Origin of the sequence: Kitasatospora sp. NPDC086009 (assembly GCF_044540385.1) — a bacterium.
GTDB lineage: Bacteria > Actinomycetota > Actinomycetes > Streptomycetales > Streptomycetaceae > Kitasatospora.
This window is the reverse complement of record NZ_JBITSA010000012.1, coordinates 49,158-76,098: the sequence shown is the minus strand read 5'-3', so window position 1 is coordinate 76,098 and position 26,941 is coordinate 49,158. Positions and strand designations below refer to the sequence as shown.

At 74.0% G+C, this 26,941-nt stretch carries 23 protein-coding genes and 1 tRNA gene; 19 read left to right on the top strand and 5 right to left on the bottom strand.

From position 1 onward, the window contains the following. Positions 1-7: 7 nt before the first annotated feature. Positions 8-1,828, bottom strand: coding sequence for a phospholipid carrier-dependent glycosyltransferase (locus tag ACIF6L_RS25360; protein ID WP_359803709.1), 1,821 nt, complete (start codon positions 1,826-1,828; stop codon positions 8-10). A gap of 106 nt (positions 1,829-1,934) precedes the next feature. Here ACIF6L_RS25360 and rsmI point away from each other — a divergent pair, with 106 nt between their 5' ends. From rsmI to ACIF6L_RS25325, 7 genes are all read left to right on the top strand, one after another. After that, the gene (rsmI, locus tag ACIF6L_RS25355; protein ID WP_396488731.1) at positions 1,935-2,792 is read left to right on the top strand and encodes a 16S rRNA (cytidine(1402)-2'-O)-methyltransferase; all 858 of its coding nucleotides are present in this window, start codon (positions 1,935-1,937) and stop codon (positions 2,790-2,792) included. A 235-nt stretch (positions 2,793-3,027) separates the two neighbouring features. Next, positions 3,028-3,453 (top strand): hypothetical protein, encoded by a 426-nt coding sequence (locus tag ACIF6L_RS25350; protein ID WP_396488730.1) that lies wholly within the window; start codon positions 3,028-3,030, stop codon positions 3,451-3,453. A gap of 165 nt (positions 3,454-3,618) precedes the next feature. Further along, entirely contained in the window at positions 3,619-5,241 is a 1,623-nt protein-coding gene (metG, locus tag ACIF6L_RS25345; RefSeq protein ID WP_359803704.1) for a methionine--tRNA ligase, read from the top strand. Next, positions 5,241-6,119, top strand: a complete 879-nt coding sequence (locus tag ACIF6L_RS25340) for a TatD family hydrolase (RefSeq protein WP_329489297.1) — start codon at positions 5,241-5,243, stop codon at positions 6,117-6,119. The genes metG and ACIF6L_RS25340 overlap by 1 nt, the downstream gene beginning before the upstream one ends. A 112-nt stretch (positions 6,120-6,231) precedes the next feature. Continuing rightward, positions 6,232-7,116 carry a 16S rRNA (adenine(1518)-N(6)/adenine(1519)-N(6))-dimethyltransferase RsmA gene (rsmA, locus tag ACIF6L_RS25335; protein WP_329489298.1) on the top strand — a complete coding sequence of 295 codons (885 nt, stop codon included), beginning with the start codon at positions 6,232-6,234 and terminating at the stop codon, positions 7,114-7,116. Then, on the top strand, positions 7,113-8,039 hold the full coding sequence (locus tag ACIF6L_RS25330) for a 4-(cytidine 5'-diphospho)-2-C-methyl-D-erythritol kinase (RefSeq protein WP_396488727.1): 927 nt from the start codon (positions 7,113-7,115) through the stop codon (positions 8,037-8,039). Before rsmA ends, ACIF6L_RS25330 begins: the two co-directional genes overlap by 4 nt. 111 nt (positions 8,040-8,150) lie before the next feature. After that, complete coding sequence (locus tag ACIF6L_RS25325; RefSeq protein ID WP_359803698.1) at positions 8,151-9,959, top strand: ABC-F family ATP-binding cassette domain-containing protein; 1,809 nt, start codon at positions 8,151-8,153, stop codon at positions 9,957-9,959. Between the two features lie 78 nt (positions 9,960-10,037). On the opposite strand, the gene ACIF6L_RS25320 is transcribed toward ACIF6L_RS25325, so the two are convergent. Further along, entirely contained in the window at positions 10,038-11,942 is a 1,905-nt protein-coding gene (locus ACIF6L_RS25320; RefSeq protein ID WP_396488724.1) for an FUSC family protein, read from the bottom strand. A gap of 515 nt (positions 11,943-12,457) precedes the next feature. Between ACIF6L_RS25320 and ACIF6L_RS25315 the strand changes: the two genes are divergently transcribed. The 4 genes from ACIF6L_RS25315 to ACIF6L_RS25300 all read left to right on the top strand — a co-directional run bounded on the left by ACIF6L_RS25315 (position 12,458) and on the right by ACIF6L_RS25300 (position 17,703). Next, on the top strand, positions 12,458-12,985 hold the full coding sequence (locus ACIF6L_RS25315) for a hypothetical protein (protein WP_329489302.1): 528 nt from the start codon (positions 12,458-12,460) through the stop codon (positions 12,983-12,985). Between the two features lie 43 nt (positions 12,986-13,028). Beyond that, positions 13,029-14,672, top strand: a complete 1,644-nt coding sequence (locus tag ACIF6L_RS25310) for a WXG100 family type VII secretion target (RefSeq protein ID WP_396488722.1) — start codon at positions 13,029-13,031, stop codon at positions 14,670-14,672. A gap of 235 nt (positions 14,673-14,907) precedes the next feature. Next, the gene (locus ACIF6L_RS25305; protein ID WP_359803693.1) at positions 14,908-16,200 is read left to right on the top strand and encodes a S8 family serine peptidase; all 1,293 of its coding nucleotides are present in this window, start codon (positions 14,908-14,910) and stop codon (positions 16,198-16,200) included. Between the two features lie 162 nt (positions 16,201-16,362). Continuing rightward, the gene (locus ACIF6L_RS25300) at positions 16,363-17,703 is read left to right on the top strand and encodes an MFS transporter (protein ID WP_396488720.1); all 1,341 of its coding nucleotides are present in this window, start codon (positions 16,363-16,365) and stop codon (positions 17,701-17,703) included. A 56-nt stretch (positions 17,704-17,759) separates the two neighbouring features. Here ACIF6L_RS25300 and ACIF6L_RS25295 read toward each other — a convergent pair whose 3' ends face one another. Beyond that, positions 17,760-18,365 (bottom strand): flavodoxin family protein, encoded by a 606-nt coding sequence (locus tag ACIF6L_RS25295; RefSeq protein ID WP_329489306.1) that lies wholly within the window; start codon positions 18,363-18,365, stop codon positions 17,760-17,762. A gap of 155 nt (positions 18,366-18,520) precedes the next feature. Between ACIF6L_RS25295 and ACIF6L_RS25290 the strand changes: the two genes are divergently transcribed. The 4 genes from ACIF6L_RS25290 to galE all read left to right on the top strand — a co-directional run bounded on the left by ACIF6L_RS25290 (position 18,521) and on the right by galE (position 21,059). Beyond that, positions 18,521-18,931 carry a winged helix-turn-helix transcriptional regulator gene (locus ACIF6L_RS25290; protein WP_396488718.1) on the top strand — a complete coding sequence of 137 codons (411 nt, stop codon included), beginning with the start codon at positions 18,521-18,523 and terminating at the stop codon, positions 18,929-18,931. A gap of 135 nt (positions 18,932-19,066) precedes the next feature. Next, positions 19,067-19,142: transfer RNA gene (locus ACIF6L_RS25285), tRNA-Thr, on the top strand. A gap of 167 nt (positions 19,143-19,309) precedes the next feature. Then, positions 19,310-19,978 carry a LuxR C-terminal-related transcriptional regulator gene (locus ACIF6L_RS25280; protein ID WP_329489308.1) on the top strand — a complete coding sequence of 223 codons (669 nt, stop codon included), beginning with the start codon at positions 19,310-19,312 and terminating at the stop codon, positions 19,976-19,978. Positions 19,979-20,096: 118 nt separating this feature from the next. Then, on the top strand, positions 20,097-21,059 hold the full coding sequence (gene galE / locus ACIF6L_RS25275) for a UDP-glucose 4-epimerase GalE (RefSeq protein ID WP_329489309.1): 963 nt from the start codon (positions 20,097-20,099) through the stop codon (positions 21,057-21,059). Positions 21,060-21,200: 141 nt separating this feature from the next. On the opposite strand, the gene ACIF6L_RS25270 is transcribed toward galE, so the two are convergent. Then, entirely contained in the window at positions 21,201-21,860 is a 660-nt protein-coding gene (locus ACIF6L_RS25270) for a TetR/AcrR family transcriptional regulator (protein WP_396488715.1), read from the bottom strand. A 118-nt stretch (positions 21,861-21,978) separates the two neighbouring features. Between ACIF6L_RS25270 and ACIF6L_RS25265 the strand changes: the two genes are divergently transcribed. From ACIF6L_RS25265 to ACIF6L_RS25255, 3 genes are all read left to right on the top strand, one after another. Beyond that, on the top strand, positions 21,979-22,560 hold the full coding sequence (locus ACIF6L_RS25265) for an NAD(P)H-dependent oxidoreductase (RefSeq protein WP_359809235.1): 582 nt from the start codon (positions 21,979-21,981) through the stop codon (positions 22,558-22,560). Between the two features lie 313 nt (positions 22,561-22,873). Next, positions 22,874-23,827 carry a LuxR C-terminal-related transcriptional regulator gene (locus ACIF6L_RS25260; protein ID WP_396488713.1) on the top strand — a complete coding sequence of 318 codons (954 nt, stop codon included), beginning with the start codon at positions 22,874-22,876 and terminating at the stop codon, positions 23,825-23,827. Between the two features lie 61 nt (positions 23,828-23,888). Next, entirely contained in the window at positions 23,889-25,475 is a 1,587-nt protein-coding gene (locus ACIF6L_RS25255) for a polysaccharide biosynthesis protein (RefSeq protein WP_396488711.1), read from the top strand. Between the two features lie 18 nt (positions 25,476-25,493). Here the strand turns inward: ACIF6L_RS25255 and ACIF6L_RS25250 are convergent, their stop codons facing one another. Continuing rightward, a complete protein-coding gene (locus ACIF6L_RS25250) occupies positions 25,494-25,991 on the bottom strand; it encodes a MarR family transcriptional regulator (RefSeq protein WP_352290661.1) in 498 nt (165 codons plus the stop codon). A 111-nt stretch (positions 25,992-26,102) separates the two neighbouring features. On the opposite strand from ACIF6L_RS25250, the gene ACIF6L_RS25245 reads away from it, so the two are divergent. Then, a complete protein-coding gene (locus ACIF6L_RS25245) occupies positions 26,103-26,927 on the top strand; it encodes a methyltransferase domain-containing protein (protein WP_396488709.1) in 825 nt (274 codons plus the stop codon). The last annotated feature ends 14 nt before the right edge of the window (positions 26,928-26,941 follow it).

Here is a 26,941-nt window from a genome sequence, read left to right as displayed (position 1 = left end):
GGGGCCGTCAGATCCAGGTGTTGAACCACATCCGCTTGCGCCAGTCGTCCATCGGGATCGTCTGCCCGGTGTACAGCGGGTAGAAGAAGAGGAAGTTCCAGACGATCAGCAGCACCAGCAGCCCGGCCGCCGCGGAACCGATGATCCGCCGGTCGCGGGACGCCCCGGCCGGCCCGATCAGGGCGCCGACCAGCATGGTCACGGCGAGCACCAGGAACGGCACGAAGGCCACCGCGTAGAACAGGAAGATGGTCCGCTGCTGGTAGGCGAACCAGGGCAGGTAGCCGGCGGCCAGGCCGCAGAGCACCGCGCCGGCCCGCCAGTCGCGCCGGGCGGCCCAGCGCCACAGGCAGTACACCAGCGCCACCACGCCGGCCCACCAGAGCAGCGGGGTCCCGATGCCCAGCACCTCGCGGGCGCAGTCGCTCGCGGTGCAGCCGGCCTGGCCCTGCTTCGGGGACTCGTAGAAGAAGGAGACCGGTCGGCCGAGCACCAGCCAGCTCCACGGGTTGGACTGGTAGGTGTGCGGATCGCTCAGGTGGGTGTGGAAGTCGTACACCGTGGAGTGGTAGTGCCAGAGCGCCCGCAGGCCCTCCGGGATCCACGGGAACGCGGTGTCCCGGCCGACCGCCCAGTCCCGGCCGTAGCCGCCCCGGCCGGGCACGGTGCTGCTGGCGAACCAGCCCCACCAGGAGGTCACGTAGACCACCGCGGAGACCACCACGACCGAGACGAAGGCCGGCACCACGTCCCGGACCAGCGTCCACAGGTACGGGCGGCCGGCGCCCGCCAGCCGGCGCGAACCGGCGTCCCAGAGCACGGTCAGCACACCGAAGGCGGCGGCCACGTACAGGCCGCTCCACTTGGTCGCGCAGGTCAGGCCGACGCAGACGCCGGCCGCGATCCGGTACGGGCGCCAGCCGAGGTTCAGCCGCTGGGCCAGGGCGGAGTCCGCCACACCGCCCAGGCGCGCGACGATCCTCGCCCGGGTGCGGTCGCGGTCCAGCAGCAGGAAGCCGAACGCGGCGAGGATCCAGAACATCACCACCAGGTCCAGCAGCGCCGCCCGGCTGAGCACGAAGTGCAGGCCGTCCACGGCGAGCAGCAGACCGGCGACGCAGCCCAGCAGGGTCGAGCGGAACAGCCGGCGGGCGATCCGGGCCACCATCAGGATCGACAGCGTGCCGAGCAGCGCCACCGCGAACCGCCAGCCGAAGGGGTTCATCCCGAACAGCTGCTCGCCCGCGCCGATGATCCACTTGCCGACCGGCGGATGGACCACGTAGCTCGGGTCCGGCCGGTACGGCACCGCCGACCCCGCCATGATCTGCTCGTTGGCGCCGTCCGGCCAGCTGATCTCGTAGCCGCCGTGCCAGAGCGCGTACGCGTCCTTGGCGTAGTACGTCTCGTCGAAGATGATCGCGTTCGGCTCGCCGAGGCCGCTGAACCGGAGCAGTCCGCCGAACAGGGCCACCAGGAGCGGGCCGAGCCAGCCGGCCCAGCGGCAGAGCCAGGACCAGAGCGGCGCCGGCACGGCTGCGCCGAGCCGCAGCAGGACCGGCGAGGGGGCGACCCGGGCCGGCGTCACGCCCGGGCCGTCCGGCATCGGCGGCACCAGCCGCTCGGCGAGCGTGGCCTTCGGCGGCGGCGTGTAGCCGTGCCGGGCCAGGCGCCGCAGCCAGGACGGATCCGGGCGCTCCTCCTCCCCGGACGCGCGCGGGGCGGGGACGGCGGGGGACGCCTGGTCCGTCAGGACCGGCACGCCGACGCCACCCTGCGCGGTGTGGTCTGTACCAGTGGGCGTCTGCGCCGCCGTGTCGCCGTTCATCCGCCACATCGTAGGGGCGCTTCCTTCGGGGAGGACGGCTCCCTCCGAAGCTGCCCGAATCGTCACCAAAAACACCCGGGGCCCGGTTACTGCAAGGATGGGGCCCGTGACAGGAGTACTCGTTCTCGCAGGCACCCCCATCGGCGACGTCTCGGACGCCCCACCCCGGCTGCTCACCGAGCTGGCCACGGCGGACGTGATCGCGGCCGAGGACACCCGGCGGCTGCGCCGGCTCACCCAGGCGCTCGGGGTGACCCCGGCCGGGCGGGTGCTCTCCTACTTCGAGGGCAACGAGGTCGGCCGCACCCCCGAGCTGGTCGAGGCGCTGCTGGGCGGCGCCCGGGTGCTGCTGGTGACCGACGCCGGGATGCCGTCCGTCTCCGACCCCGGCTACCGGCTGGTGGCCGCCGCGGTGGCCGCCGACGTCAAGGTCACCGCGGTGCCCGGCCCGTCCGCGGTGCTCACCGCGCTGGCGCTGTCCGGCCTGCCGGTGGACCGCTTCACCTTCGAGGGCTTCCTGCCGCGCAAGACCGGGGACCGGGCGCGCCAGCTGGCCACGGTCGCCGCCGAGCCGCGCACCATGGTCTTCTTCGAGGCTCCGCACCGGATCGCCGAGACGCTGGCCGCGATGGCCCTCGCGTTCGGCGCCGACCGCCCCGCCGCGGTCTGCCGCGAGCTGACCAAGACCTACGAGGAGATCAAGCGGGGCCCGCTCGGCGAGCTGGCGCAGTGGGCCGCCGACGGGGTCCGGGGCGAGATCACCGTGGTGGTCGCGGGCGCCCCGCCGGCCGCCCCGGCCGAGCTGACCCCGGCCGAGCTGGCCCGCCGGGTGGCTGTCCGGGAGGAGGCCGGGGAGCGCCGCAAGGAGGCCATCGCGGCGGTCGCGGCGGAGCTGGCGCTGCCCAAGCGGGAGGTGTTCGACGCGGTGGTGGCGGCCAAGAACACGCCGGCCGGCCCGGCCTGAAAGCCGCAGGTGCCGGGGGTGACGGGGGCGCGTACCTTGGAGTGAAGGCCCCGGTAAACGCCCGCCGAGCTGAAGCTTTGGCCGTGGTTTTCGGTCAGGATCCACCCTTTCGTATAGGGATTCCCAATCCGCGTCCAAGTCTTCACAAGAGGGGCATCGGCCGGGGCGATCCGGGCATTTCCTGGGATGGAAAGACCCAGCCGGGCGAGCGCCCGGCGGGCGCTGGGAGACTGCTATGAGCGAGACGATCGGTAGCCCCCGCGGTGGCAATGCGCTGAGCGACCCCAGCCTGACCGGCCGGCCGCAGACCCCTGTCGAGACCGTCCGGGAGGCCTACTCCTTCGCCTGCCTGAGCTGCGGATACGGCTGGGAGCAGGCGTATGACATCGAGCACCACATGGCCCGGGACGGGCACGTCGTGTTCGAGTACCACGCCAACGGTGTCCGGGTGCCGTCGCCGCTGCTCAAGCCGACCTGCCCGGGCTGCGGCGGTCACACCGTCCGGATCATGCGCGAGGGCCGGGTGGCCAGCGCGGACAAGTCCTGGCAGCACGCCCCGGGCTACTCGGCGCACGCCGAGCCGGCCGGTGCCCAGCGGGTGGCCGCGCCCGCCGCGCCGCGCGGACGCCTGGCCCGGCTCTGGGCGCGCGTGACGGGCTGAGCCCGGGAGGACGGTTCGGCGGCCGGTCGGCGGACCGACGGCCGGACGACCCGGTGGAGCGGGAGCCGACCGGGGACCGGCGCGAGGCGCCGACGGGCGGGCGGCGCCGGCCCCCGGTGGGCACGGGTCGAGGGCCGCCCCCGTACCCGATTAAGCTTGCCGACTATGGCGGCCACTGCAGAACACAGCACCACCGGGGACGCGACCCCGGCGTACTACGTCACCACCCCGATCTACTACGTCAACGATCGCCCGCACCTGGGCCACGCCTACACCACCGTGGCGGGCGACGTGCTGACCCGCTGGCACCGCCAGCGCGGCGAGAAGGTCTGGTACCTGACCGGCACCGACGAGCACGGTCAGAAGATCCTGCGCACCGCCGAGGCCAACGGCGTCACCCCGCAGGAGTGGTGCGACAAGCTGGTCGAGGAGGCGTGGAAGCCGCTCTGGCAGCACCTGGAGATCGCCAACGACGACTTCATCCGCACCACCCAGGAGCGGCACACCGACCGGGTGCAGGAGTTCGTCCAGGACCTCTACGACAAGGGCGAGATCTACAAGGGCGGCTACTCCGGCCCGTACTGCGTCGGCTGCGAGGAGTACAAGCTCCCCGCCGAGCTGCTGGACGGCGCCACCGAGGGCGAGAAGCTCTGCGCCGTGCACAAGCGGCCGGTCGAGTGGCTGGAGGAGGAGAACTACTTCTTCCGGCTCTCCGCCTACGGCCCGAAGCTGCTGGAGTTCTACGCCGCGAACCCGGACTTCATCCAGCCCGCCACGGCCCGCAACGAGGTGCTGCGCTTCGTCGAGCAGGACCTCAAGGACCTCTCGATCTCCCGCTCGACCTTCAACTGGGGCGTGCCGCTGCCCTGGGACGAGAAGCACGTCCTCTACGTCTGGGTCGACGCGCTGCAGAACTACATCACCGCGGCCGGCTACGGCACCGACCCGGAGCGCTTCGCCGAGCTCTGGCCGGCCTCCGTGCACCTGGTCGGCAAGGACATCCTGCGGTTCCACGCGGTGATCTGGCCGGCCATGCTGATGGCCGCCGGACTGCCGCTGCCCAAGCGGGTCGTCGCCAACGGCTGGCTGATGGTCGGCGGCGAGAAGATGTCCAAGTCCAACCTGACCGGCATCGCCCCGCAGGACCTCACCTCGCACTTCGGCGTGGACGCCTACCGCTACTACTTCCTGCGGGCCATCCCGTTCGGCACCGACGGCTCGTTCTCCTGGGAGGACTTCACCGCCCGGTACACCTCCGAGCTGGCCAACGACTTCGGCAACCTGGCCTCCCGGGTGGCGGCCATGGTCGGCAAGTACTTCGACGGGGCGCTGCCGGCCTCGCCGGCCCACGGCCCGGCCGAGCAGGCCGTCGCGGACGGCCTGACGGCGGCGGTCGCGACCGCCGACCGGAAGATCGGCGAGGAGCTGGACTTCGCCGGCGGCCTCGCGGCGGTCTTCGAGTTCGTCAAGCAGGTCAACGGCTACCTCACCGAGCAGGCGCCCTGGAAGGTCGCCAAGGACGAGTCCGAGGAGGGCCGGGCGCGCCTCGCGACCATCCTCTACACCGCCGCCGAGGCGCTGCGGGCCACCGCCGTGCTGCTCAACCCGGTGATGCCGGCCACCGCCGAGAAGCTCTGGGTCTCGCTCGGGGCCGAGGCCGCCGGTCTCGGCGCGCTGTCCGCGCAGACCGTCGCCACCGCGGCGGACTGGGGCCGGTTGCCCGCCGGCGCCACCGTCACCAAGGGCGAGATCCTGTTCCCGCGCCTCGAAGAGAAGCCCGCCGCCTGATGGCGAAGAAGGACGACGACCGGTCGACGCCACCGCCGCTGCCCGCCCCACTGGCGGTGGCGGTCGCCGACTCGCACACCCACCTGGACATGCAGTCCGGCACCCCCGCCGAGGGCCTGGCGCGCGCCGCCTCCGTCGGCGTCACCACCGTCGTCCAGGTGGGCTGCGACGTGCCCGGCTCGCGCTGGGCCGCCGATCTGGCGGCCGAGTTCGAGCAGGTGCACGCGGCCGTCGCCCTGCACCCCAACGAGGCGCCGCGGATCTTCCTCGGCGACCCGGACGGCTGGTCCGGGCAGCAGCGCCCGGCCGGCGGCGCCGCCGCGCTCGACGCCGCCCTCGCCGAGATCGACGCGCTCGCCGCGCTGCCGCAGGTCCGCGCCGTGGGCGAGACCGGCCTGGACTACTTCCGGACCGGGCCCGAGGGCGTGGAGATCCAGAAGGAGTCGTTCCGCCGGCACATCGAGATGGCCAAGCGGCACGACAAGGCCCTGGTGATCCACGACCGGGACGCCCACGAGGACGTCATCGCGGTGCTGCTGGCGGAGGGCGCCCCCGAGCGGACCGTCTTCCACTGCTACTCCGGCGACGCCGCGATGGCCAGGACCTGCGCCGAGCACGGCTGGTACCTGTCCTTCGCCGGACCGGTCACCTTCAAGGCCAACCAGCCGCTGCGGGACGCCCTCGCCGCCACCCCGCCGGACCGCGTGCTGGTCGAGACCGACGCGCCCTTCCTCACCCCGCACCCGTACCGGGGCCGCCCCAACGCGCCGTACCTGATCCCGGTCACCGTCCGCTCGATGGCCGCGACGCTGGGGCTGCACGAGGACGAGCTGGCCACCGCCATCGCGGCGAACACGGCCAGGGCCTTCGGGTACTGAGCCGACCGGACCGGGCGTTCCGCCGGACCATGCGCGCCGCCGCACCCGGTGGTGAGCGCCCCCGCCGCGGTGGCCGAACCCCGGGGGCTCCCCGCGCCCGTATCCTTGGCGCGTGAGCACCACCGATCCCACCTCTGACATCCACCTGCTGGGCGCCGCCGACGTGCGGGAGCTGGCCGCCGCGTTCGGTGTGAAGCCGACCAAGCAGCGCGGGCAGAACTTCGTCATCGACGGCAACACCGTCCGGCGGATCGTCCGGGCGGGCGGGGTGACGGCCGAGGACTCCGTGGTGGAGGTCGGGCCCGGGCTCGGGTCGCTGACGCTGGCGCTGCTGGAGGTCGCGCGGCACGTCACCGCGGTCGAGATCGACCCGGTGCTGGCGCGGCACCTGCCGGACACCGTCGCCGCCCGGCTCCCCGGCAAGGCGGACGCCTTCGACCTGGTACTCAGCGACGCCATGGAGGTCACCGAGCTGCCCGGCCCGCCGCCCACCGCGCTGGTCGCCAACCTGCCCTACAACGTGGCCGTCCCCGTGCTGCTGCACATGCTGGCGACCTTCCCCAGCATCGAGCGCACCCTGGTGATGGTGCAGAGCGAGGTCGCCGACCGGCTCGCCGCCAAGCCCGGCAACAAGGTGTACGGCGTCCCCTCGGTCAAGGCCAACTGGTACGCCGAGGTGAAGCGGGCCGGCGCCATCGGGCGCAACGTGTTCTGGCCCGCGCCGAACGTCGACTCCGGGCTCGTCTCGCTGATCCGCCGCGATCCGCCGCGGACCACCGCGAGCCGCACCGAGGTGTTCGCCGTCGTCGACGCCGCGTTCGCCCAGCGCCGCAAGACCCTGCGCGCCGCCCTCGCCGGCTGGGCCGGCTCCCCGGCCGCGGCCGAGCAGGCGCTCGCCGGCGCCGGCATCGACCACAAGCTGCGCGGCGAGATGCTGACGGTGGAGCAGTTCGCCGCCATCGCCGAGCACAAGCCCGTGAAGCCGGAGTCCGAGTGATCACGGTACGCGTGCCCGCCAAGGTCAACGTCCAGCTGGGAGTCGGCGGGCTGCGCGCCGACGGCTTCCACGACCTGGCCAACGTCTTCTTCGCGGTCGCCCTCGGCGACGAGGTGACGGCGAGCGCCGCCGGGCCGGGCGAGGGCGTCACCCTCACCTGCTCCGGCCCCGACGCGGCCGCCGTCCCGCTCGACGGCAGCAACCTCGCCGCCCGCGCGGCCCGGCTGCTCGCTGCCCGGCACGGCCTCGGCGAGCCGGACGTGCGGCTGCACATCGCCAAGGCCATCCCGGTGGCCGGCGGGATGGCCGGCGGCAGCGCCGACGGCGCCGCCGCCCTGGTGGCCTGCGACGCGCTGTGGGAGCTCGGCACCCCCGCCGGGACGCTGCTGGAACTGGCCGCCGAACTCGGCTCCGACGTGCCGTTCGCCCTCCTCGGCGGCGTCGCCCTGGGCCGGGGACGCGGCGAGATCCTGGACCCGCTGCCCGTCACCGGGACCTTCCACTGGGTCTTCGCCGTCGCCGACGGCGGACTCTCCACCCCCGCCGTCTTCCGCGAGTGCGACCGCCTCCGGGAGGAGGCCGGCACCGGCTCCGGCGACACCGAGGTGCCCACCCCCGACGCCGACCCCGCCCTGCTCGCCGCCCTCGCCGACGGTGACCCCGTCGCGCTGGCCGGTGCGCTCGCCAACGACCTCCAGTCGGCCGCCCTCTCGCTGCGCCCGTCGCTCGCCGCGACCCTGCGGGCCGGCACCGAGGCCGGCGCCCTCGGCGCCCTGGTCTCCGGCTCCGGCCCCACCTGCGCCTTCCTGGCCAAGGACGCCGAGGCGGCGGCCGCCGTCGCCGAGGCCCTGCGCGAGTCCGGCACCTGCCGCACCGCGCACGCGACGTACGGCCCGGTCCCGGGGGCTGGCGTACTGCCGTAGCGGGCCCCGCCGGCATCCCCGTTAGGCTGGGGAGATCGGGGCGACCCCGAATGGGGTGCGTACCGGGAGATCGGCGCGGCCCCGACCGCCGAATCCAGGAGCGCAGCACACGTGGCCGTCAACCTCGCCACCATCGAGTCCGTCACGAAGGTCTACGGCACCCGGGCCCTTCTGGACGGGGTCAGCCTCGGCGTCAGTGAAGGGGACCGGATCGGCGTCGTCGGCCGCAACGGGGACGGCAAGACCACCCTGATCCGGATGCTCGCCAAGCTGGAGGAGCCGGACGGCGGGCGGATCACCCACGCCGGCGGGGTGGAGATGGCCGTCCTCACCCAGCACGACTCGCTCGACCCGAAGGCCACCATCCGGCACGAGGTGATCGCCGGCCGGGCCGACCACGAGTGGCTCGGCGACGCGCGGATCCGCGACATCATCGAGGGCCTCTTCGGCGGCCTCGACCTGCCCGGCTTCGCCGAGGGCCTGGACACCGTGATCGGCCCGCTCTCCGGTGGCGAGCGCCGCCGGATCGCCCTCGCCAGGCTGCTGCTCGGCTCGCCGGACCTGATCGTCCTGGACGAGCCCACCAACCACCTCGACGTCGAGGGCATCGCCTGGCTCGCCAAGCACCTCCAGAACCGCCGTTCCGCGCTCGTCTGCGTCACCCACGACCGCTGGTTCCTGGACCAGGTCTGCACCCGGATGTGGGACGTCCAGCACGGCGCGGTGCACGAGTACGAGGGCGGCTACTCCGACTACGTCTTCGCCCGCGCCGAGCGCACCCGGATCGAGGCCACCGAGGAGCAGAAGCGCCAGAACCTCGCCCGCAAGGAGCTGGCCTGGCTGCGCCGCGGCGCCCCCGCCCGGACCTCCAAGCCGCGCTACCGGATCGAGGCCGCCAACGCCCTGATCGCCGACGTGCCGGACCCGCGGGACAAGAGCGAGCTGATGAAGTTCGCCAACGCGCGGCTCGGCCGCACCGTCTTCGAGCTGGAGGGCGTGACCGTCACGGCCGGCCCGAAGCTGCTCCTGGAGAACCTGACCTGGCAGCTCGGCCCCGGCGACCGGATCGGCCTGCTCGGCGTCAACGGCGCCGGCAAGACCTCGCTGCTGCGGGCGATGCGCGACGCGTACGCCTCGGAGGGCGACGTGCAGCCCGCCTCCGGTGTGATCAAGGTCGGCAAGACGGTCCGGCTGGCCTACCTCTCGCAGGAGGTCGCCGAGCTGGAGCCGGAGACCCGGGTGCTGCAGGCGGTCGAGCAGGTGCGCTCCCGGGTGGACCTCGGCAAGGGCCGGGAGATGAGCGCCGGTCAGCTCTGCGAGCAGTTCGGCTTCGGCAAGGACAAGCAGTGGACGCCGGTCGGCGACCTCTCCGGCGGCGAGCGGCGGCGGCTGCAGCTGCTCCGGCTGCTGATGGACGAGCCCAACGTGCTGTTCCTCGACGAGCCCACCAACGACCTCGACATCGAGACGCTGAACCAGCTGGAGGACCTGCTCGACGGCTGGCCCGGCTCGATGGTCGTGATCAGCCACGACCGGTTCTTCATCGAGCGCACCACGGACGTGGTGCACGCGCTGCTCGGTGACAAGAAGCTGCGGATGCTGCCCAACGGCGTCGACGAGTACCTGGAGCGGCGCGCCCGGATGGCGGCCGCCGCGGTGCCGGCGGCCGCGGCCGGCGTCGTGGCGGCGGCGTCGGCCGGCCCGTCCGCCGGGGACGTGCGGGCGGCGAAGAAGGAGATGCAGAAGCTGGAGCGGCAGATCGCCAAGCTGGACCAGAAGGAGGCCAAGCTGCACGCCCAACTGGCCGAGCACGCCGCCGATTTCTCCAAGGTCGCGGAGCTGGACACCGAGCTGCGCGGTGTTCGGGAGGAGAAGGAGGAGCTGGAGATGAGCTGGATGGAGCTGGCCGAGCAGGTCTGAGGGCCTGGCGGGCCGGTCGGGCGGGCCGGCGGGTCGGGCCGGCCCAGCCGGTCGAGGGCGGGTGGCCGGTCGGCCCGGTCAGGTTGGTCGGCCTCGGTCGCCGAGGAGCGCTTCGAGTTCGTCCGCCGCACGGCCCAGCGCGCTGCGCGCCGGGTCGTGCGGCCGGGTCGGACGGGCCGCCGGCCGGGTCGGCGGCCGGTGCGCGCGGGCGGCCGCGGTGAGGTCGTCCAGGGCCCGTCGGACCCGCTCCACCTCGCCCGGGTCGGGGACCCGGCCGCCGTACCGGATCTGTGCCGCGTACGCCGCCACGGCGCCGCTGAGGCGCTCCAGCGCGGCGGTCGCGGGCAGCCACCGTTCGGCGAGCCGGCCGGTGGGCGGCGGCTCGGTGAGACCCTGCTGCACCTCCCGGCGGGCGTCGGCGAGGGCGCGGTAGGCGGTGCGGCGGAGCCAGACCTCGGCGACCGGGGTGGCGGGGGCTTGTGCGGTGGCGGGGGCGTGCGTGGTGGCGGGGGTCTGGGTGGCGGCGGCCTGGATCGGCCGGGTCTCTCCGGTGACCGAGGCGAGGTAGGCGTGGAGCGCGGCCGTCGCGTCGACCAGACGGGGCTCGATCCGGTGGCGCGGGCGTTCCGGCCAGAGCAGGTAGCCGAACAGCAGCACGATCGCACTCGCGAGCGCGGTGTCCAGGACCCGGGGCCAGAACTCGGCCGCGCCGCTCTGCCCGCCGAGCTGGAGCAGGATCAGCGCCATCGGGGTGATGGCGACGGTGTTCAGGCCGTAGTGCGCCGCCGTCGCGTACGGCAGCAGGGCCACGCAGAGCGCGGCGATCACGGTCAGCGCCCACGCGTCGGTGGTGAGCAGGAGCACCCCCGCCGTCACCGCCACCCCCAGTACGGTGCCGACCGAGCGGCTGACCGCGCGCAGGAACACCGAGCCGAGGTCCGGCTTGAGCACGAAGGCGATCGTCATCGGCACCCAGTAGCTCTTGCTGAGCGGCAACGAGGCGGTGGCGGCCGAGCCGACCGCGATGCAGAGCGCCACCCGCAGGCCGTACCGGACCGACTCCCGGGAGAGCAGCCGCACGCGCAGCCGCCACGGGTCCGGGGGCGGCGGTGGCGCCGTCCCCAGGGCGGCCTCGCGCCCGGCGACGGTCTCGGCGGCCGCCCGCAGGGCCGCGTCCAGCGCCTGCCGGGACGGCGTGTCGGGCTGCCAGTCGGGCACCGCCACCTCGCCGCCGCCGCGCTCCACGGCCCGGGCGAGGAGCCCGGGGACGGCGGCGGCCTCCGGCGGGACGGGCCGCCAGGCCCAGAGCAGTCCGCTCGCCGCCTCGGTGGCCGCGAGCGCCGCCTCGTACATCCGGCGGAGCCGGACGGTGCGGGGGGCCTCGGGCACCCCGGGGCGAGGCGGCGGGAAGAGGTCCTGGAGCTGGTTCAGACGGGCCGTCAGGACCTGGCGCGACGCGGCGCCCCGCGGGGTGCCCAGGTCGGCCAGGGTGGCGCCGAGCGCGTCGTACGCGGCGGCGAGCGCCCGGGTCCGCGGGTCGGCGCGCGGGCGGCGGTGGCTGCGGCCCGGCAGGCCGAGCAGGACCACGAAGGCGGCCCCGGCCAGCATCATCGGCGCGGCCGCCCACCACGGCCGGGCGAGCGGCATCCCGCTCCCCAGCGCGGCGGAGACCAGCAGCAGCATCCCCGCCGCGGACCCGCGCGGCCCGGTGGCGCTCAGCGCCCCGGACACGAACGCCGTGGCGGTGAGCGCCGCACCGATGGCCAGGGCGGTCGACAGGAGCCCCCGGGGGTGGAACTCCTGCAGGGCGGTGCCGATCAGCATGCCGAGCGCGGAGGCGGACACCGCCGAGGCGATCCGCGGAGCGCGCAGCCGGGTGGGCTCGACGCGGTCGTTCATGGTGGCGTGCATCGCGCCGAGACCCGCGAAGACGCCGAGGTCCAGGTGGTGGGAGAGCAGCCCGAGCGCGAGCGGCACCGCCATGCCGACCGCCGCGCGCACCGTCGGCGCGAGCGGCAGCGGGGGCCGGGCCGGACGGGCGGCCCGCGCCCACCAGGGGGTGCTCCGCCGAACGGGACCGGACGACCGGGACGGCACGTGATCACATCCATTCCGCTGCGGGCCGCCTCGCACGCGGGTGGGCGGGGCGGAGGGTCGCTGCTGTGCGACATTGCGCGGCAGATGAGGTCGTACCCGGCCGAACCGGACCCGGCCAGTCTAGCGGTCGGCCGGGCGGGGCCGCCGGGGCCTGTACGTGTCAAGTTCGTACCGATCGCACGCCCCTGGGGCACCGGCCCTGCCGACCTGACGGAGCAGGTGGCTACGATGGCTCAGGCGACTGCTGTCCGGACGGCGGGCGGTACGCCGAGTACGACTGTAAGACCGAGAAGTTGACGGTGTGTTGCGGTGCGGCGGCCCACGGGCCGCCCCGCACGCGGGGGAGAGGTGGATTTGCGGTGGCTGACGCACCTGTAGGCGGAGAAGCCGGGACGAACGGCGTGACGGCGCCTCCGGACGACAAGCCGTTCACGCTCGGGACCCATGGCGGCGGCTGGTTCGGCGGCATGTTCGGCGTGGTCGACAACGTCGTCCGGGCCGTGGAGACGAACGTCAGCGCCTCGGCGCTGGTGTCCGCCTTCGGAAGCAAGAACGTCAAGATCGAGCTGGACACGCTGACCGCCTTCGCGAAGAAGATCGAGGCGCTGCTCCAGGCGATGGAGGGCTCGGAGGCCGCGCCCTACAAGCTCCAGGAACAGCGGCTGCACGCGGACAACTTCGGCAAGGGCTTCACGCAGTCCACCGACCTGACGGCCGCGTACGGGAAGACCCACGACGCCCTGGTCAAGCTGCACAAGGACTTCGTCTCCCAGATCGAGGCGATGAAGACGGCGGTCGCGCAGACGGCGGGCAACTACGCCGGCAACGAGGAGAACACCACGGCCGCCCAGCAGGCGGTCGCGAAGAACGCCGGTGTGGTCAACCCGGCGGCGGGGCCGAACGGGCCGGGCCCGAAGGTGGCCTTCTGATGCCGGTCAGGGGCAGGAGTTTCGGTAGGACGGGGAGTAAGTAATGGCAGGCGGAACAGACTTCGAAGGCAAGAAGCACGAAGAGCTCAAGGCCATGGTCGCCGGCACCGACCCCGGCAAGGTCCTCAGCCGGGGTACCCAGCTGCAGGCGGCCGGCAAGGTCCTGAAGGAGCTCAGCCAGGCACTCAAGGCGCATGTCGACCAGATCTCCTGGGAGGGGCCGGCCGCCGAGAGCTTCAAGACCTGGGCCGGGAACTTCCACAAGTCGGCGGCGCTGATCGGGGACTACTCCACCGGCGCGGGCGATGCCATGCACCAGGCGGGCGAGGCGCTCAGCACGGCCAAGACCGCGGTGCCCGACGTCCCCAAGGCCGAGGTCGAGACGGTCAACAAGCACAACAGCCAGCCGTGCCCCACCATCACCCCGCTGCTGGAGATCAAGTACGGCGGTGTGGGCAGTTCCGCCGACCAGATCATGAAGAAGGTCGACTCCAACTGGGTCACCGCGACCGAGGCCGCGGCGGCGAAGAAGAAGGTCGACCAGGAGCACCAGGAAGCCATCAACCAGATGGTGAAGCTGGGGCAGGCCTACGAGGCGGCGACCACGAAGCTGAACTCGCTGGAGCTGCCGCCCCTGCCGGGGACTCCGGGCCAGGGGGGTGACCGCGACAGTTCGTCGGACTATGTGCCCGGTGGTGGTGGCGGCGGGACGGGCTCCAGCCACTACGCCCCCAACCCCAACGGGGGCGGCGGCGGTGGTGGGAGCTACAGCCCGCCGCCCGGGGGCGGAGGCGGCGGCTCGGTGACCCCCCGTCCGCCCGCGCCGGTCCCGACCGGGCCCGGGCACATCGACCCGGTCCCGCCGCGCCCCGGCCCGACGCCGGTGCCGCTGCCGGGTGACCCGGGCATCCCGGGGCCGACGCCCGACCCGTCGTCTCCGGTGATCCACCGACCGGGGACCGGCATCGACAGCGTGCCCACCCTGCCCACCTCTCCCACCGGTCCGGTGGCGCCGACCGGGCCCGGCGGTTTCCCGCCGAACGGCCCGGGAGGTACGCACGGGCTTCCGGTCGGCCCCGGCGGTCAGCCCGGCGGGCCCCTGCCGTTCAACCCCTTCGGCCCCGGTGGCGGTTCGCTCCCCCCGAAGGGGAGCAGCCCGACCATTCCGACCTCGGGCCGGACGAACCCGTTCGGTGGCGGTGGCGGATCGGTCCCCCCGAAGGGAACCCCGTCCGGGCTGCCCGGCGGCGGACAGCCCTTCGGATCGCGTGAGGCCCAGGGCGGCAGCGGTCGGTCCGCGGCCGGCAACGGCATGGGCGGTTCGGGCGGTGGTATGCACCCGGGCATGGGCGGCGGTCACGGTGGCGGAGCCTCCGGTGGCAGCTCGCGCGGTCGGGGCCTGACCTCGACCACTGGTGGCACGGTCGGCGGGACCAAGGGTCCGGCCGCGGGGGGTGCGTTCACTCCCGGTGGCACGGGCCTGCGGAGCCGGGCGGGTGCCACGGGCGGTGCGGGCGGGGAGAACGGGCCGCGCTCGGGCCAGAACGGCATGGCGGGCGGTCCCGGCATGTCGGGTCACGCGGGCAAGAGCGAGCGCGACCGCCGCAAGCGTGCGGACTACCTGCACGAGGACGAGGAGACCTGGACGAGCGGTACGCCGCAGAGCAATCCGGGCGTGATTGAGTAGGACTGTGACGACTGCCCGGCCACTGGGCTCCCCCGGTGGCCGGGCAGACCTGTCCGGGGCATGGTCCTCGGTGACGGGGAGACAACGAGGAGTCGTGATGCGGCGAACGGATGTACGGGTCGGTGGGCGAATGTTCGCCGTGGCGCTGCTGGCCTCAGGCGTTGTAGTGGGCCCAGCCGTGGTTCCGGCCGCTGCGGAGGGTTCGATCCGGAACGACCAGTGGCACCTGGATGCCATGCGTGCGCCGGAGATGTGGCAGACCTCGAAGGGGCAGGGCGTCACGGTCGCGGTGATCGAGGGCGGGTTCAAGCTGGATCACCCGGACCTGGTGGGGCAGTTGCTACCGGGTAAGGACTTCAGCGGCCTTCCGGGCGGAGTGGGTGCCTCGGCCACCGGCCACGGCACGCAGATGGCCAGTCTCATCGCGGGATCCGGGAAGGGCATGGGGGGCAACGGGGCCTACGGTCTGGCGCCCGGGGCCAAGATCCTTCCGCTGAAGATCCGGAACGGCAACGAGGGTGCCGTCACCTCGGCGGACTTCCTCGACCAGATCGGTCAGGCCATCACCTTCGCCGTCGAGCAGGGCGCCAAGGTCATCAACATCTCGCAGGGCATGGCCGCCCCCAGTACCTCTCCGGACGACGTGGCCAAACTGAACCGGGTGATCGCCGGTGCGAACGCGAAGGGCTCGCTGGTGGTCGCCAGCGTCGGGAACTCCGCTCAGAGCGGGAACCTGGTCGAGTACCCCGGCGGTCTGCCCGGTGTCGTGGGGGTGGGTGCGGTCGACCGGAACGGTGTGGTGACGTCGGAGTCGGAGCAGGGGCCGCAGGTCGATCTTGTCGCGCCCGGTATGGATATGGTCGACGCCTGCACGGGCCAGACCGGGTACTGCAAGAGCCACGGCACCTCCGACGCGACCGCGCTGGTCTCCGCGTCGGCTGCGCTGGTCTGGGCGGTGCACCCCGACTGGACCGCCAACCAGGTGCTGCGGGTGCTCATCAACACCGCGGGGAAGCCGAGTGACGGCGCCGCCCGGGCCGACAACGTCGGCTACGGCGCGGTCCGGCCCCGGATCGCGCTGACCACGCCGGGGGACCCGGGGCCGGCGGACGTGTCCCCGATCCCCGAGAAGGCCGTCGAGGCCCCCCCGGCTTCGCCGTCGGCCGCCCCGTCGCCCTCGGCGAGCGCGTCCACCGGTGCTTCGGCGGCGGCGAGCGCGCCGCAGACCGCGAACAGTGCCCCCGTGGCGGCCCCGCCGGCCGCGCAGCCGCCCGCCGCCGAGGCGTCCGACTCCGGCAGTGCGCTGCCGATCGTCGTCGCCGTGGTGGTCGGGCTGGTGCTCGTGGCGGGCGTGGTGTTCCTGGTGCTGCGCCGGCGCGGGGCGGCCACCGCCGCGCCGGCCGTCGAGGCGCCGCCCGCTCCGGTGGGGTACCCGCAGGCTCCGCCGCAGGCCGGGCCCGGGGTGCCGCCGGGGCCGCCGTCGTACGGGCCGCCGGCTCCGCCGAGCGACAATCCGTACGCCCGCTAGGGGAGACGGTCCGACTGCCCGGCCGCTGGGGTGAGCCCCGGTGGCCGGGCAGTCGTCGTCGGTGGTGGCCGTGGTGCGGGGCGGGCGTGAGGTGCCGGTTGTGCGCCGTCGTCACCCGGGTGGGCGCTGTCGCGGGGGTGCGGGGGTCGCCAGGGTGGCGGTATGGATACGCAGGAAGCCCGCCGGTCGGCGCAGTTGCGCAGGGCCGCGGCGGCGGCGCTGATCGGTACGGCGATCGAGTTCTACGACTTCTTCATCTACGGGACGGCGGCCGCGCTGGTCTTCGGCGGGGTGTTCTTCCCGGGCCTGGGCACGGTGGGAGCGCTGCTGGCGGCGTTCTCGGTGTACGCGGTGGCGTTCCTGGCCCGGCCGCTGGGGGCGGTGGTGTTCGGGCACTTCGGGGACCGGCTGGGGCGACGGGCCACCCTGGTGGTGTCGCTGCTGCTGATGGGCCTGTCGACGGCGGTGGTCGGTGTGCTGCCGGGGTACGGGGCGTGGGGGTGGTGGGCGCCGGCCGCGCTGGTGCTGCTGCGGGTCTGCCAGGGCGTCGGGCTCGGCGGGGAGTGGGGCGGGGCCGCGTTGCTGATCGCGGAGAACGCGCCGGCCGGGCGGCGCGGGCGGTACGGGGCGTTCCTGCAACTGGGGCCGACCATCGGCTTCGCGCTCGCCAACGGCATCTTCCTGGTGCTCCAACTGACGCTGAGCGAGCGGTCGTTCCACGGCTGGGGCTGGCGGGTGCCGTTCCTGGCGTCGCTGGCGCTGGTGGCGATGGGGATGTTCGTGCGGCTGCGGATCGAGGAGACGCCGCTGTTCCGGGTCGGTGAGGTGCGGACGCGGCCGCCGGTGCTGGAGGTCCTGCGCGGGCACTGGCGGACGGTGCTGATCGGCTGCGGGGCGATCACCGTCGGGTACGCGCTGTTCTACCTGACCACCACGTACGCCCTGGCGTACGCGACGACCGGGCTCGGGGTGCCCGGCACGGTGGTGCTGTCGATACTGCTGACGGGCGTCGCGGGTCAGGCCGTGACGGTCTGGGTGAGTGCCCGGCGCAGTGACCGGTGGGGGCGCCGGCGGATGCTGCAGGGGGCGACGGGGCTCGCGGTGTTCTGGTCGCTGCTGCTGTTCCCGCTGCTGGAGACGGTGAGCCGGCCGCTGATGTTCCTGGCCCTGGCCGGGTCGATGGTGGTGCTGGGGTGCCTGCTCGGGCCGCTGGCGGCGTACCTGCCGGAGCTGTTCCCGACCCGGGTGCGGTACACCGGCGCCGCGCTGACGTACAACCTGGGCGGGGTGGTGGGCGGTGCGACGACGCCGCTGATCGCGACCAGGCTGACCGACGCCTACGGGACGGCGGAGCCGGTCGGCTGGTACCTGGCGGCGCTGGGGCTGGTGTCGCTCTGCTGCCTGCGGCTGCTGCCGGAGACCAGCGGGACGGACCTCGCGCCGGCCGGGGCCGACGGCGGACGCCGCCGGGCGCCCGTCCTGGGGGCGGACCCGGCGGCGTAGCGCGCGGTGGTGGTGCCGCGCCTGGTGCCCGGCTCGGCACCCCGGGTGGCTCACTGTCAGGCGGCGACGGGGGTCAGGGCGGCCCGGCCGGCCAGCAGGATCGCGGTGTGCTTGGCGACGCGGTCACCGAGGTGCTCGGCGGTGGCGATGTCGGCCAGGTGGACGGCGTCGGTGCCGCCGTCGGACGGGGTGGAGGCGGCGGCGCCGGCGAAGAAGCCGAGGCGGTTGAGGTCGTGCTCGGTGCCGGTCGAGGAGTTCCAGCCCGGCTTGAGGCCCAGGTTGACCCAGTTCATGCCGTGCTGGGCGGCGAGGGTCTGGAAGAAGCCGAGGGTGCCGGACTTGTCGCCGCTCTTGGAGGCGGAGTTGGTGAAGCCGGCGGCGACCTTGTCCAGCCAGGCGTCGCCGAACCAGCGCTTGCTGCTGGCCTCGGCGAAGACGTGGAAGGCGCCGGAGGCGGTGCCCATGTAGGTGGGCGAGCCGAAGACGATCGCGTCCGCGGCGTCCAGCCGGGCCCACTGCTCCTCGGTGATGGTGTCGACGGCGACGGTGACGACCTCGGCACCGCTCGCGGCGGCGCCGCGGGCCACGGCCTCGGCGATGACGGCGGTGTGGCCGTAGCCGGAGTGGTAGGCGATGGCGACGGTGGGGCGGATGGCGGTCATGGCTGGGTGCTCCTCGGTGGGACGCGTGAAAGGGGACGGCAGGGGAGGCCGGGGACGGCGGCTCGGCGCCGCCCCGTCCAATGGTCTCTAATGTAGACCAGGTCTCCAGAAGTTACCAAGAATGGATTGGAGACCGAAGGGCTACCCTGGAGGGCATGACGACGCAGGAGTGGTCCCCGGCCGGGCCGGAGCAGGCCCAGGACCTCGATGTCTTCGCCCAGCTCTGTCCGAGCCGCGCCATGCTCGCGGACCTGGCGGACAAGTGGACGATGCTGATCCTGATGAGCCTCGGCGAGTTCGGTCCGCAGCGGTTCTCCGAGCTGCAGCGCGCGGTGGACGGGGTCAGCCGCAAGATGCTCACCCAGTCGTTGCGCACCCTGGAGCGCAACGGCCTGGTGCGGCGCACGGTGTACCCCGAGACGCCGCCGCGGGTGGTCTACGACCTGCTGTCGCTCGGCCGGGAGCTGTCCGCGCTGCTGGCGCCGGTCGGTCGCTGGACGGAGGAGCGGACCGCGGAGATGCTCGCCGCGCGCGAGGTGTTCGACGGGGCTCACACCGACGCCTGACCGGCTGTACGGCGCCGTCGCGGCGCCCTCGGGCGGGGGGTCGGCGAGGGGGTCGGATGTCCTCGATCGGGTGGTCGGAGCCGATTTCCCTTCCGGGCCGTCGGCCGTGTAATGTCTTCCTTGTTCGACCGGTTCGCCCCTATAGCTCAGTCGGTAGAGCGTCTCCATGGTAAGGAGAAGGTCTGCGGTTCGATTCCGCATGGGGGCTCCAAGTGAAAGACCCTCGCCCAACGGCGAGGGTCTTTTTCGTGTCCGCCCGCCGTCGCCGGGCCGGAGGCGGGCTAGCGGGCCGGGTGCCGAATGCGCTGTGATGGTGCGTCATCGGCCGCCCGCCCCACCGGGTGCGGGCGCGGGCCGGACCCCGACGGGGAGGGTGTCATGGGCGTTCGACTCGTGGTGGTCGACGACCACCGGCTGCTGGCCGAGGCGCTGGCCACCGCGCTCCAGCTGCGCGGTCACCGGGTGCTCGCGGTCGGCTCGCCGGCCGGGTCCGCCGCCGACCTGGTGGCCGGGCGCCGGCCCGAGGTGTGCCTGCTCGGGGTGGCCGGTCCGGCCGATCCCGGGGCCTTCGACGGGCTGCGCCGGATCCGCCGGGAGCGGCCCGAGGTGGCCGTCATCGTGCTCGGTCCGGTCGGTGAACTGCGGGGCGTGGCCGGTGCGTTCGCGGCGGGCGCGGCGGGCTACGTGCCCAGCGACGAGCGGATCGAAGTGGTCGAGCGGGCCATCGGGCGGGCCCGGGCCGGGGAGGCGGCGGTCGCGGTGGACGTGCTCCGGGGCGCCTTCGACCAGTTGCTGCGCCCGGCCGCGGAGCCGGACGACGAAGCGCTCCGCCTGCTGCGGCTGCTGACCCGCCGTGAGGTGCAGGTGCTGGCCCGGATCGCGGACGGCGAGGACACCGCGGCGATCGCCGCCGGGATGCGGATCGCGGCGAGCACCGCCCGGACGCACGTCCAGCGGGTGCTGATGAAGCTCGGCGCGCGGACCCGGCTGGAGGCGGCGGCGGTGGCCGCCCGGACGGGACTGCTGGAGCGGATGGCGCGGGACTGAGCGGGCGGTCCGGCCGGCGGTCCGGAGCACTCCCGCGGCCAGGGACAATAGGCCCCAGTCGTACGTACGTCACCGATGGCCGCCCACCGGCGGACCATCGCCCGCTGGAGGTCTCATCATGAGTAAGTACCTGGTCACGGGTGGCGCCGGCTATGTCGGCAGCGTGGTCGCCGCCCACCTGCTGGAGGCGGGACACCAGGTGACCGTCCTGGACGACCTCTCCACCGGCTTCCGCGAGGGTGTGCCGGCCGGCGCCGAGTTCGTGCGGGGGCGCATCCAGGAGGCGGGCGAGGTCCTGGACGCCTCCTTCGACGGGGTGCTGCACTTCGCGGCCTCCTCGCAGGTCGGCGAGTCGGTCGCGGACCCGGAGAAGTACTGGCGCAACAACGTGGCCGGCTCGCTGGAGCTGATCAGCGCGATGCGCGCGGCGGGCGTGCGCAAGCTGGTGTTCTCCTCCACCGCCGCCACCTACGGCGAGCCGGAGTCGGTGCCGATCGCCGAGACCGCCCGCACCGCGCCCACCAACACCTACGGCGCCACCAAGCTGGCCGTCGACCACCTGATCACCAGCGAGGCCGTCGCGCACGGCCTGGCCGCCGTCTCGCTGCGCTACTTCAACGTGGCCGGCGCGTACGGCGCCTACGGCGAGCGGCACGACCCCGAGTCGCACCTGATCCCGCTGGTCTTCCAGGCCGCGCTCGGGCAGCGCCCGCACATCGCGGTCTACGGCGACGACTACCCGACCGAGGACGGCACCTGCGTCCGGGACTACATCCACGTCGCGGACCTCGCCGACGCCCACCTGCTGGCGCTGGACGCCGCCGAAGCGGGCGAGCACCTGATCTGCAACCTCGGCAACGGCAGCGGCTTCTCGGTCCGCGAGGTCATCGAGTCGGTCAAGCGCGTCACCGGCCGCGAGATCCCGGTGGTCACCGCCGAGCGACGGGCCGGCGACCCGGCCGTCCTGGTGGCCTCCGCCGAGCGCGCCCACCAGAGGCTCGGCTGGACCCCCAAGCGCCCCAACCTCGACGACATCGTCGCCGACGCCTGGAAGTTCACCCTGGAGAAGAACGGCCTCTAGGCCTCGGCCCGCCCTCGTCGGCCCGTGGTCGTCGGCCCGTGCCGTGAACGAAGCGCCGCTCCCCACCCCGGGGGCGGCGCTTCGCCGTTCCCGCCGCTCGCCGGTGCGCCCGTCGCGAGCAGTGTGCCGGTCTGTCGGTGGTCAGTGCGCCGGGCGCGCGGCATAGGCGCGCAGGAAGGCCCGCACGCCGGTGGTGACGAGCTCCTCGGTCTCCGCCGGGGCGAGCGGGAACGCCCCCCAGTAGGAACGCTGGGTGATCTCGCTGCCGACGAGCAGGACGAAGTGCTGCGCGGCGCGCTCCGGATCGGGGGCGTCCAGCAGTCCGCGGTCGGCCAACCCACCGAACCGGCAGCCGAGTTCGACCACGGCCCGACGCGGCCCGGCGGCCTGCCAGGCCTCCAGCAGGTCCTTCGGGAGGTGCGCCGCCTCGGCGTTGATCTGCCGGACCAGCGCGAAGTGGTCGGAGAACGCCGTCAGCGATCCCACCCAGGCCAGGCCCAGCGCGACGAGGTCCGACTCCAGGTCGGTGACCTTGGCCAGGTGGCGGTCGATGACCTCCAGCTGGGCGTTCCCGACCTGTCCGGTGCTCTCCTGGACGACGGTCCGGAAAAGCAGCTCCTTGCCGGCGAAGTGGTTGTAGATGGTGCGGGTGGACACCCCCGCCTCGGCCGCGATGGCGTCGATGCCGGCGCGGGAGTAGCCGTCCCGGCCGAAGACCCTCCGGGCGGCCCGGGTGATGGCCTGTCGCTTCTCGGCCAGTCCTCGGCGGGGCGCGGTCGGGGTGTCGTTCTCACCGGTCATCGAGGGGCTCCCGAGAAGTTTGCCATAAGCGTTGTACCTATTGCCATGAACGTTGTACTTTACCTGACGGGCCGTCCGATCGGGCGGTGACCGCAGAGACCAACTCCCGGAGACCGTCATGTCCGAGACCCCGTACCGCGTCGCCGTCATCGTCGGCAGCAACCGCCCGGGCCGCGTCGCGCCCACCGTCGCCGAGTGGTTCGTGCGCACCGCCGGGCAGCGGGCCGATCTCGATCTCGATGTCATCGACCTGGCCGACCATCCGCTGCCGCACCTGGGCGAGGAGCCCACGGCCGAGCAGGCCGAGTGCCTCGCCGCGCTCTCGCCCCGGCTGGCCGCCGCCGACGCGTTCGTGGTGATCACGCCCGAGTACAACCACAGCTTCCCCGCCGTGCTGAAGAACGCCATCGACTGGCACCGCGCCGAGTGGCAGGCCAAGCCGGTCGGCTTCGTCTCGTACGGGGGCCTCGGCGGCGGGCTGCGCGCGGTCGAGCAGCTCCGGCTGATCTTCGCCGAGCTGCACACCGTCACCGTCCGGGACTCCGTCAGCTTCCACAGCGTCTGGGGCGCCTTCGGGGAGGACGGCGAGCCCGTCGACCCGACCGTCCCGACCGGCGCCGCCAAGGGCATGCTCGACCAGCTCACCTGGTGGGCCCACGCGCTGCGGGACGCCCGCGCCGTCCGCCCCTACGGCGCCTGACCGGCCGCCGGTCGCCGGGACACCCGGGCCGCCCCCTCCACGGCGTCGTCCGGGCCGCCACCACCCTGGTCACCGCCGCCCGCCGGGAGGCAGCGCCGTCGCCGAATCACGCCAAGTCCGCACCTCCTGACGAAACTTCACCAAACCCCCACCGGGCCGCCCCCCACCCCGTACGCTGATTCCGGTACCGGTGGGGGTCGGTGCTTTGGTCCTCCCGGGAGCCGGGGGGTGGGCGGCGGAGCAGGACCGGGGCCACGGCGGTGGTCCGCGCCGGCGCCCCGGGCGCAGCTCGGCCGAACAGGGGGGAGTGACGATGGGGCGGATCCGCGTCCTGGTGGTCGACGACCACCGGATCTTCGCCGAGGCGCTGGCTGCGGCGCTCGCCGCCGAGCCCGATGTGGAGGTCGGCGCGGCCGGCAGCGCGGCCGCCGCCGAGCGTGCCCTGGAGCGTGCCGCCACCGAGGGCCGGGCCTTCGACGTCGTCCTGATCGACGCCGACCTCGGTGCCGACGCCGACGGAGCGCGCACACCGCGCCAGCCCGGTGCCGACCCGCCCGAGGCCCTGCGACGGCGCCCGCCGGTGACGCTGTCCGCGCCCCGCCGCCCGGCCGCCGCACCCGGGCCGCCCGCCGGCCCCGGTGTCCCGGCCCGCGGCGCCCCTGCCGCGGCCTGCCCGACCACCCCGTACCCGCCCGGGCCGTATCCGCCCGACCGGTACCACGCCGCCCCGGCGCCCGACGGGATCACCCTGCTCGCCCGGGTCCGCCGCCACCATCCCGCGCTGCGGGCGATCGTCCTGGCCGCCGCCGACGACCCGCTGCGCGCTGCCCGCGCCCTGCATGCCGGCGCCACCGGGTGGGTGGCCAAGGAGAGTTCGCTGGCCCGCCTGCTGGCCGTGGTCCGGGGCGTGCTGCGCGACGAGACGCACCTGCCGCCCGCCCTGCTGACCGGTGTCATCCGGGAGCTCACCACCGCCCGGCGGGACCGCACCGAGAGCGAGCGCCTGGTCGACACGCTCACCCCCCGGGAGAAGCAGATCCTGCGCTGCATGGTGGCCGGCCTGGGCCGGCAGGCCGTCGCCGAACGGCTCTACCTCTCCCCGCACACCGTGCGCACCCACATGCAGAACGTCCTCGGCAAGCTCGGGGTGCACTCCACCCTGGCCGCCGTCGCGGTCGCCCGGCGGGCGGGCGTCAGCCCCTCCGAGCCGGCCGCGCCCACTGCCCCGCCGTCCGTCGCCTCGACCACAGCTCCCGGCGCCGGCTGATCCGCCCGTCACACCCAGGTACCGGCTCAGGTCCGTCAGGTCAGGGAAATCCGGAGGACAGATGTCGCCGCACAGCACTTCCGCACGCCCGCACGCAGCCCGGTCCGGCCCGAGCGGGGGCGGGGAGGCCCCTTCGCCGGCCGCGGCCACCGCGGCCGCGACACCGCCGACGGGCCTGCGCACGCTGATCGTCGGAGCCGGTGCGGCCGGGACGGCGCTGGTCCGCGACCTCGGCCGGACACCGGAGTTCGGCCTCGACCCGATCGGCCTGCTCGACGACGACCCGGCCAAGGCGGGCCGGGTCGTGGGCGGCGTCCCCGTCCTCGGGACCCTCGCCGAGCTCACCGAGCTCGCCGTCCGCCACCGCGTCCAGGTGGTCGCGCTCGCCATCCCCGGCCTGGCCCCGCAGCGGGTCCGGGCGCTGGCGGCCGCCGCCGCCGCGGCCGGCGCCGCCGTCCGCTACCTGCCGTCCTTCCTGGCCGCGCTGCGCCGCGAGGTGGTCGGCTCGGACATGCGCAGCCTGGACGTCAACCGGCTGATCGGGCGGCGCGAGGTCCACGTGGTCTCCGCCGACGTGCGGGACGTGATCGAGGGCCGCCGGGTGCTGGTGACCGGGGCCGGCGGCTCGATCGGCAGCGAACTCTGCCGCCAGGTCCACGCGTTCAACCCGAGCGCGCTCTACATGCTGGACCACGACGAGTCCAACCTGCACCGGCTCCAGCTGGAGATCTGGGGTGAGGCGCTGCTGACCGACGAGTCCCTGGTGATCGCGGACATCCGGGACCGGCCGCGGATCCAGCAGATCTTCCGCGACCTGAAGCCCGAGGTGGTCTTCCACGCGGCCGCGCACAAGCACCTTCCGCTTCTGGAGCGTCACCCCAGCGAGGCGGTCAAGTCCAACGTGCTGGGCACCGACCACCTGGTGGAGGCGGCGCTGGCCACCGGTGTCGAGCGGTTCGTGCTGATCTCCACCGACAAGGCGGCCGATCCGACCTCGGTGCTCGGCGCCAGCAAGCGGCTGGCCGAGCTGATCGTGCAGGCGAACGCCCGGGACGCGCGCAACCTGGGCACCGGGGTGTTCTCGGCGGTCCGGTTCGGCAACGTGCTGGGCTCGCGCGGTTCGCTGCTGTCGGTGCTGGCCGAGCAGCTGCGCAGCGGCGTCCCGGTGACCATCACCCACCCCGATGTGACGCGGTTCTTCATGACCATCGAGGAGGCCGTCGGTCTGGTGCTGGAGTCCGGCCGGATGGCCCGCGGCGGTGAGGTGTTCGTGCTCGACATGGGCGATCCGGTGCGGATCGTCGACCTGGTCCACAACTTCGCCGAGCAGGTGCAACTGGGCCGGGACGAGGTGGAGATCCGCTTCACCGGGCTGCGTGCGGGCGAGAAGCTGAACGAGGCGCTGTTCTCGGAGGGCGAGGAGCGGCTGCCCACCGCGCACGCCCGGATCTACGCGACCGTGGCCGGGTGCGGCGGCGGCCCCGAGGACCTCGCGGGCGGTCTGACGGGCCTGTACGCGGCGGCGGTCGGCAACAGCGACGGGGAGGTGCGCCGGCGGCTGGCCGAGCTGCTGCCCGGCTACCGCACCGCGGAGGCCGAGCCGGCCCCGGTGCCCGCGCTCAGCTCCCCGTACCCGGACGGCTTCTGACGGCGGACCGGGCGGCGGTCAGCTCGGGATGTTGTCGAAGGGGGCGACCAGCTGCCGCAGCAGTCCGGCGAGTTCGCCCTGCTGGGCGCCGGTGAGCTGGGCCAGCAGCTCGCGTTCGTGGGCCAGCAGCCCGGCGAGCGCCTGGTCGGCCCGGTCGCGGCCGTCCTCGGTGAGCCGGACCAGCACGCCACGCCGGTCGTCCGGATCGGGCAGGCGCTTGACCAGGCCCTTGCCGGTGAGCCGGTCGATCCGGTTGGTCATCGTGCCGGAGGTGACCAGGGTCTGGGTGAGCAGCTGGCCGGGGGAGAGCTGGTAGGGGGAGCCGGCGCGCCGCAGCGCGGTCAGGACGTCGAACTCCCAGGGCTCCAGGCCGTGCTCGGCGAAGGCCGTCCGGCGGGCGCGGTCGAGGTGCCGGGCGAGTCGGCTGACCCGGCTGAGCACCTCAAGTGGTTCCACGTCGAGGTCGGGGCGCTCTCGGCGCCATGCTGCGACCAGGCGGTCGACCTCGTCCTCCATGACGATCAGTGTATCGGGGGATGTGTCGATGTGAAGTCTCTTGACATCGAGAAATGTAACGTGGAACCTGCGACTGGATATCTTGATGTCGAGATACTTGCGAGGTCGACCATGAGCACCCCCGTCTGGGACCCGGAGCAGTACCTGCGCTTCGCCGACGAACGGACCCGCCCGCTGCGCGACCTGCTCGCCCGCGTCCCCGTCCTCCCGCACGAACCGGCCGCCAGGATCCTGGACATCGGCTGCGGCCCCGGCAACTCCACCGCCGTCCTGCGCGAACGCTGGCCCGGGGCCCGGATCACCGGCCTCGACAACTCCGCCGAGATGCTCGCCACCGCCCGCGCCGAGGGCGAGCCCACCGCGGACTACCTGCTCGCCGACGCCCGCGGCTACGACCCGGCCCCGGCCGCACCGGACCTGATCGTCTCCAACGCGGCGCTGCAGTGGATCGGCTTCACCCCGGAGCACGGGGCCGCCGGCCCCGCCGGGCACCTCGACCTGCTGCCCCGCTGGGCGGCGGCGCTGGAGCCGGGCGGCGTGATCGCCTTCCAGGTGCCCGGCAACTTCGACTCGCCCAGCCACACCCTGCTCGCCGGGCTCCGCCGCAGCCCCCGCTGGCGGGACGCCCTGGGCGAGGGCGCCACCCGGGCCGGCGTCCACGAACCCGGCGCCTACCTGGCGGCCCTGGCCGGGGCCGGCTGCGCCGCCGACGTCTGGGAGACCACCTACAGCACCCTGCTCCCCGGGGCGGACCCGGTCCTGGAGTGGGTCAAGGGCACCGCCCTGCGGCCGGTGCTGACCCGGCTCACCGACCCGGCCGAGCGGGCGGCCTTCCTCGCCGAGTACGGGGCCCTGCTCCGCGAGGCCTACCCTGCCGGCCCGTACGGCACGGTCTTCCCGTTCCGGCGGATCTTCGCCATCGGGGTGAAGCGGTAGCGGCCGGACGGTGG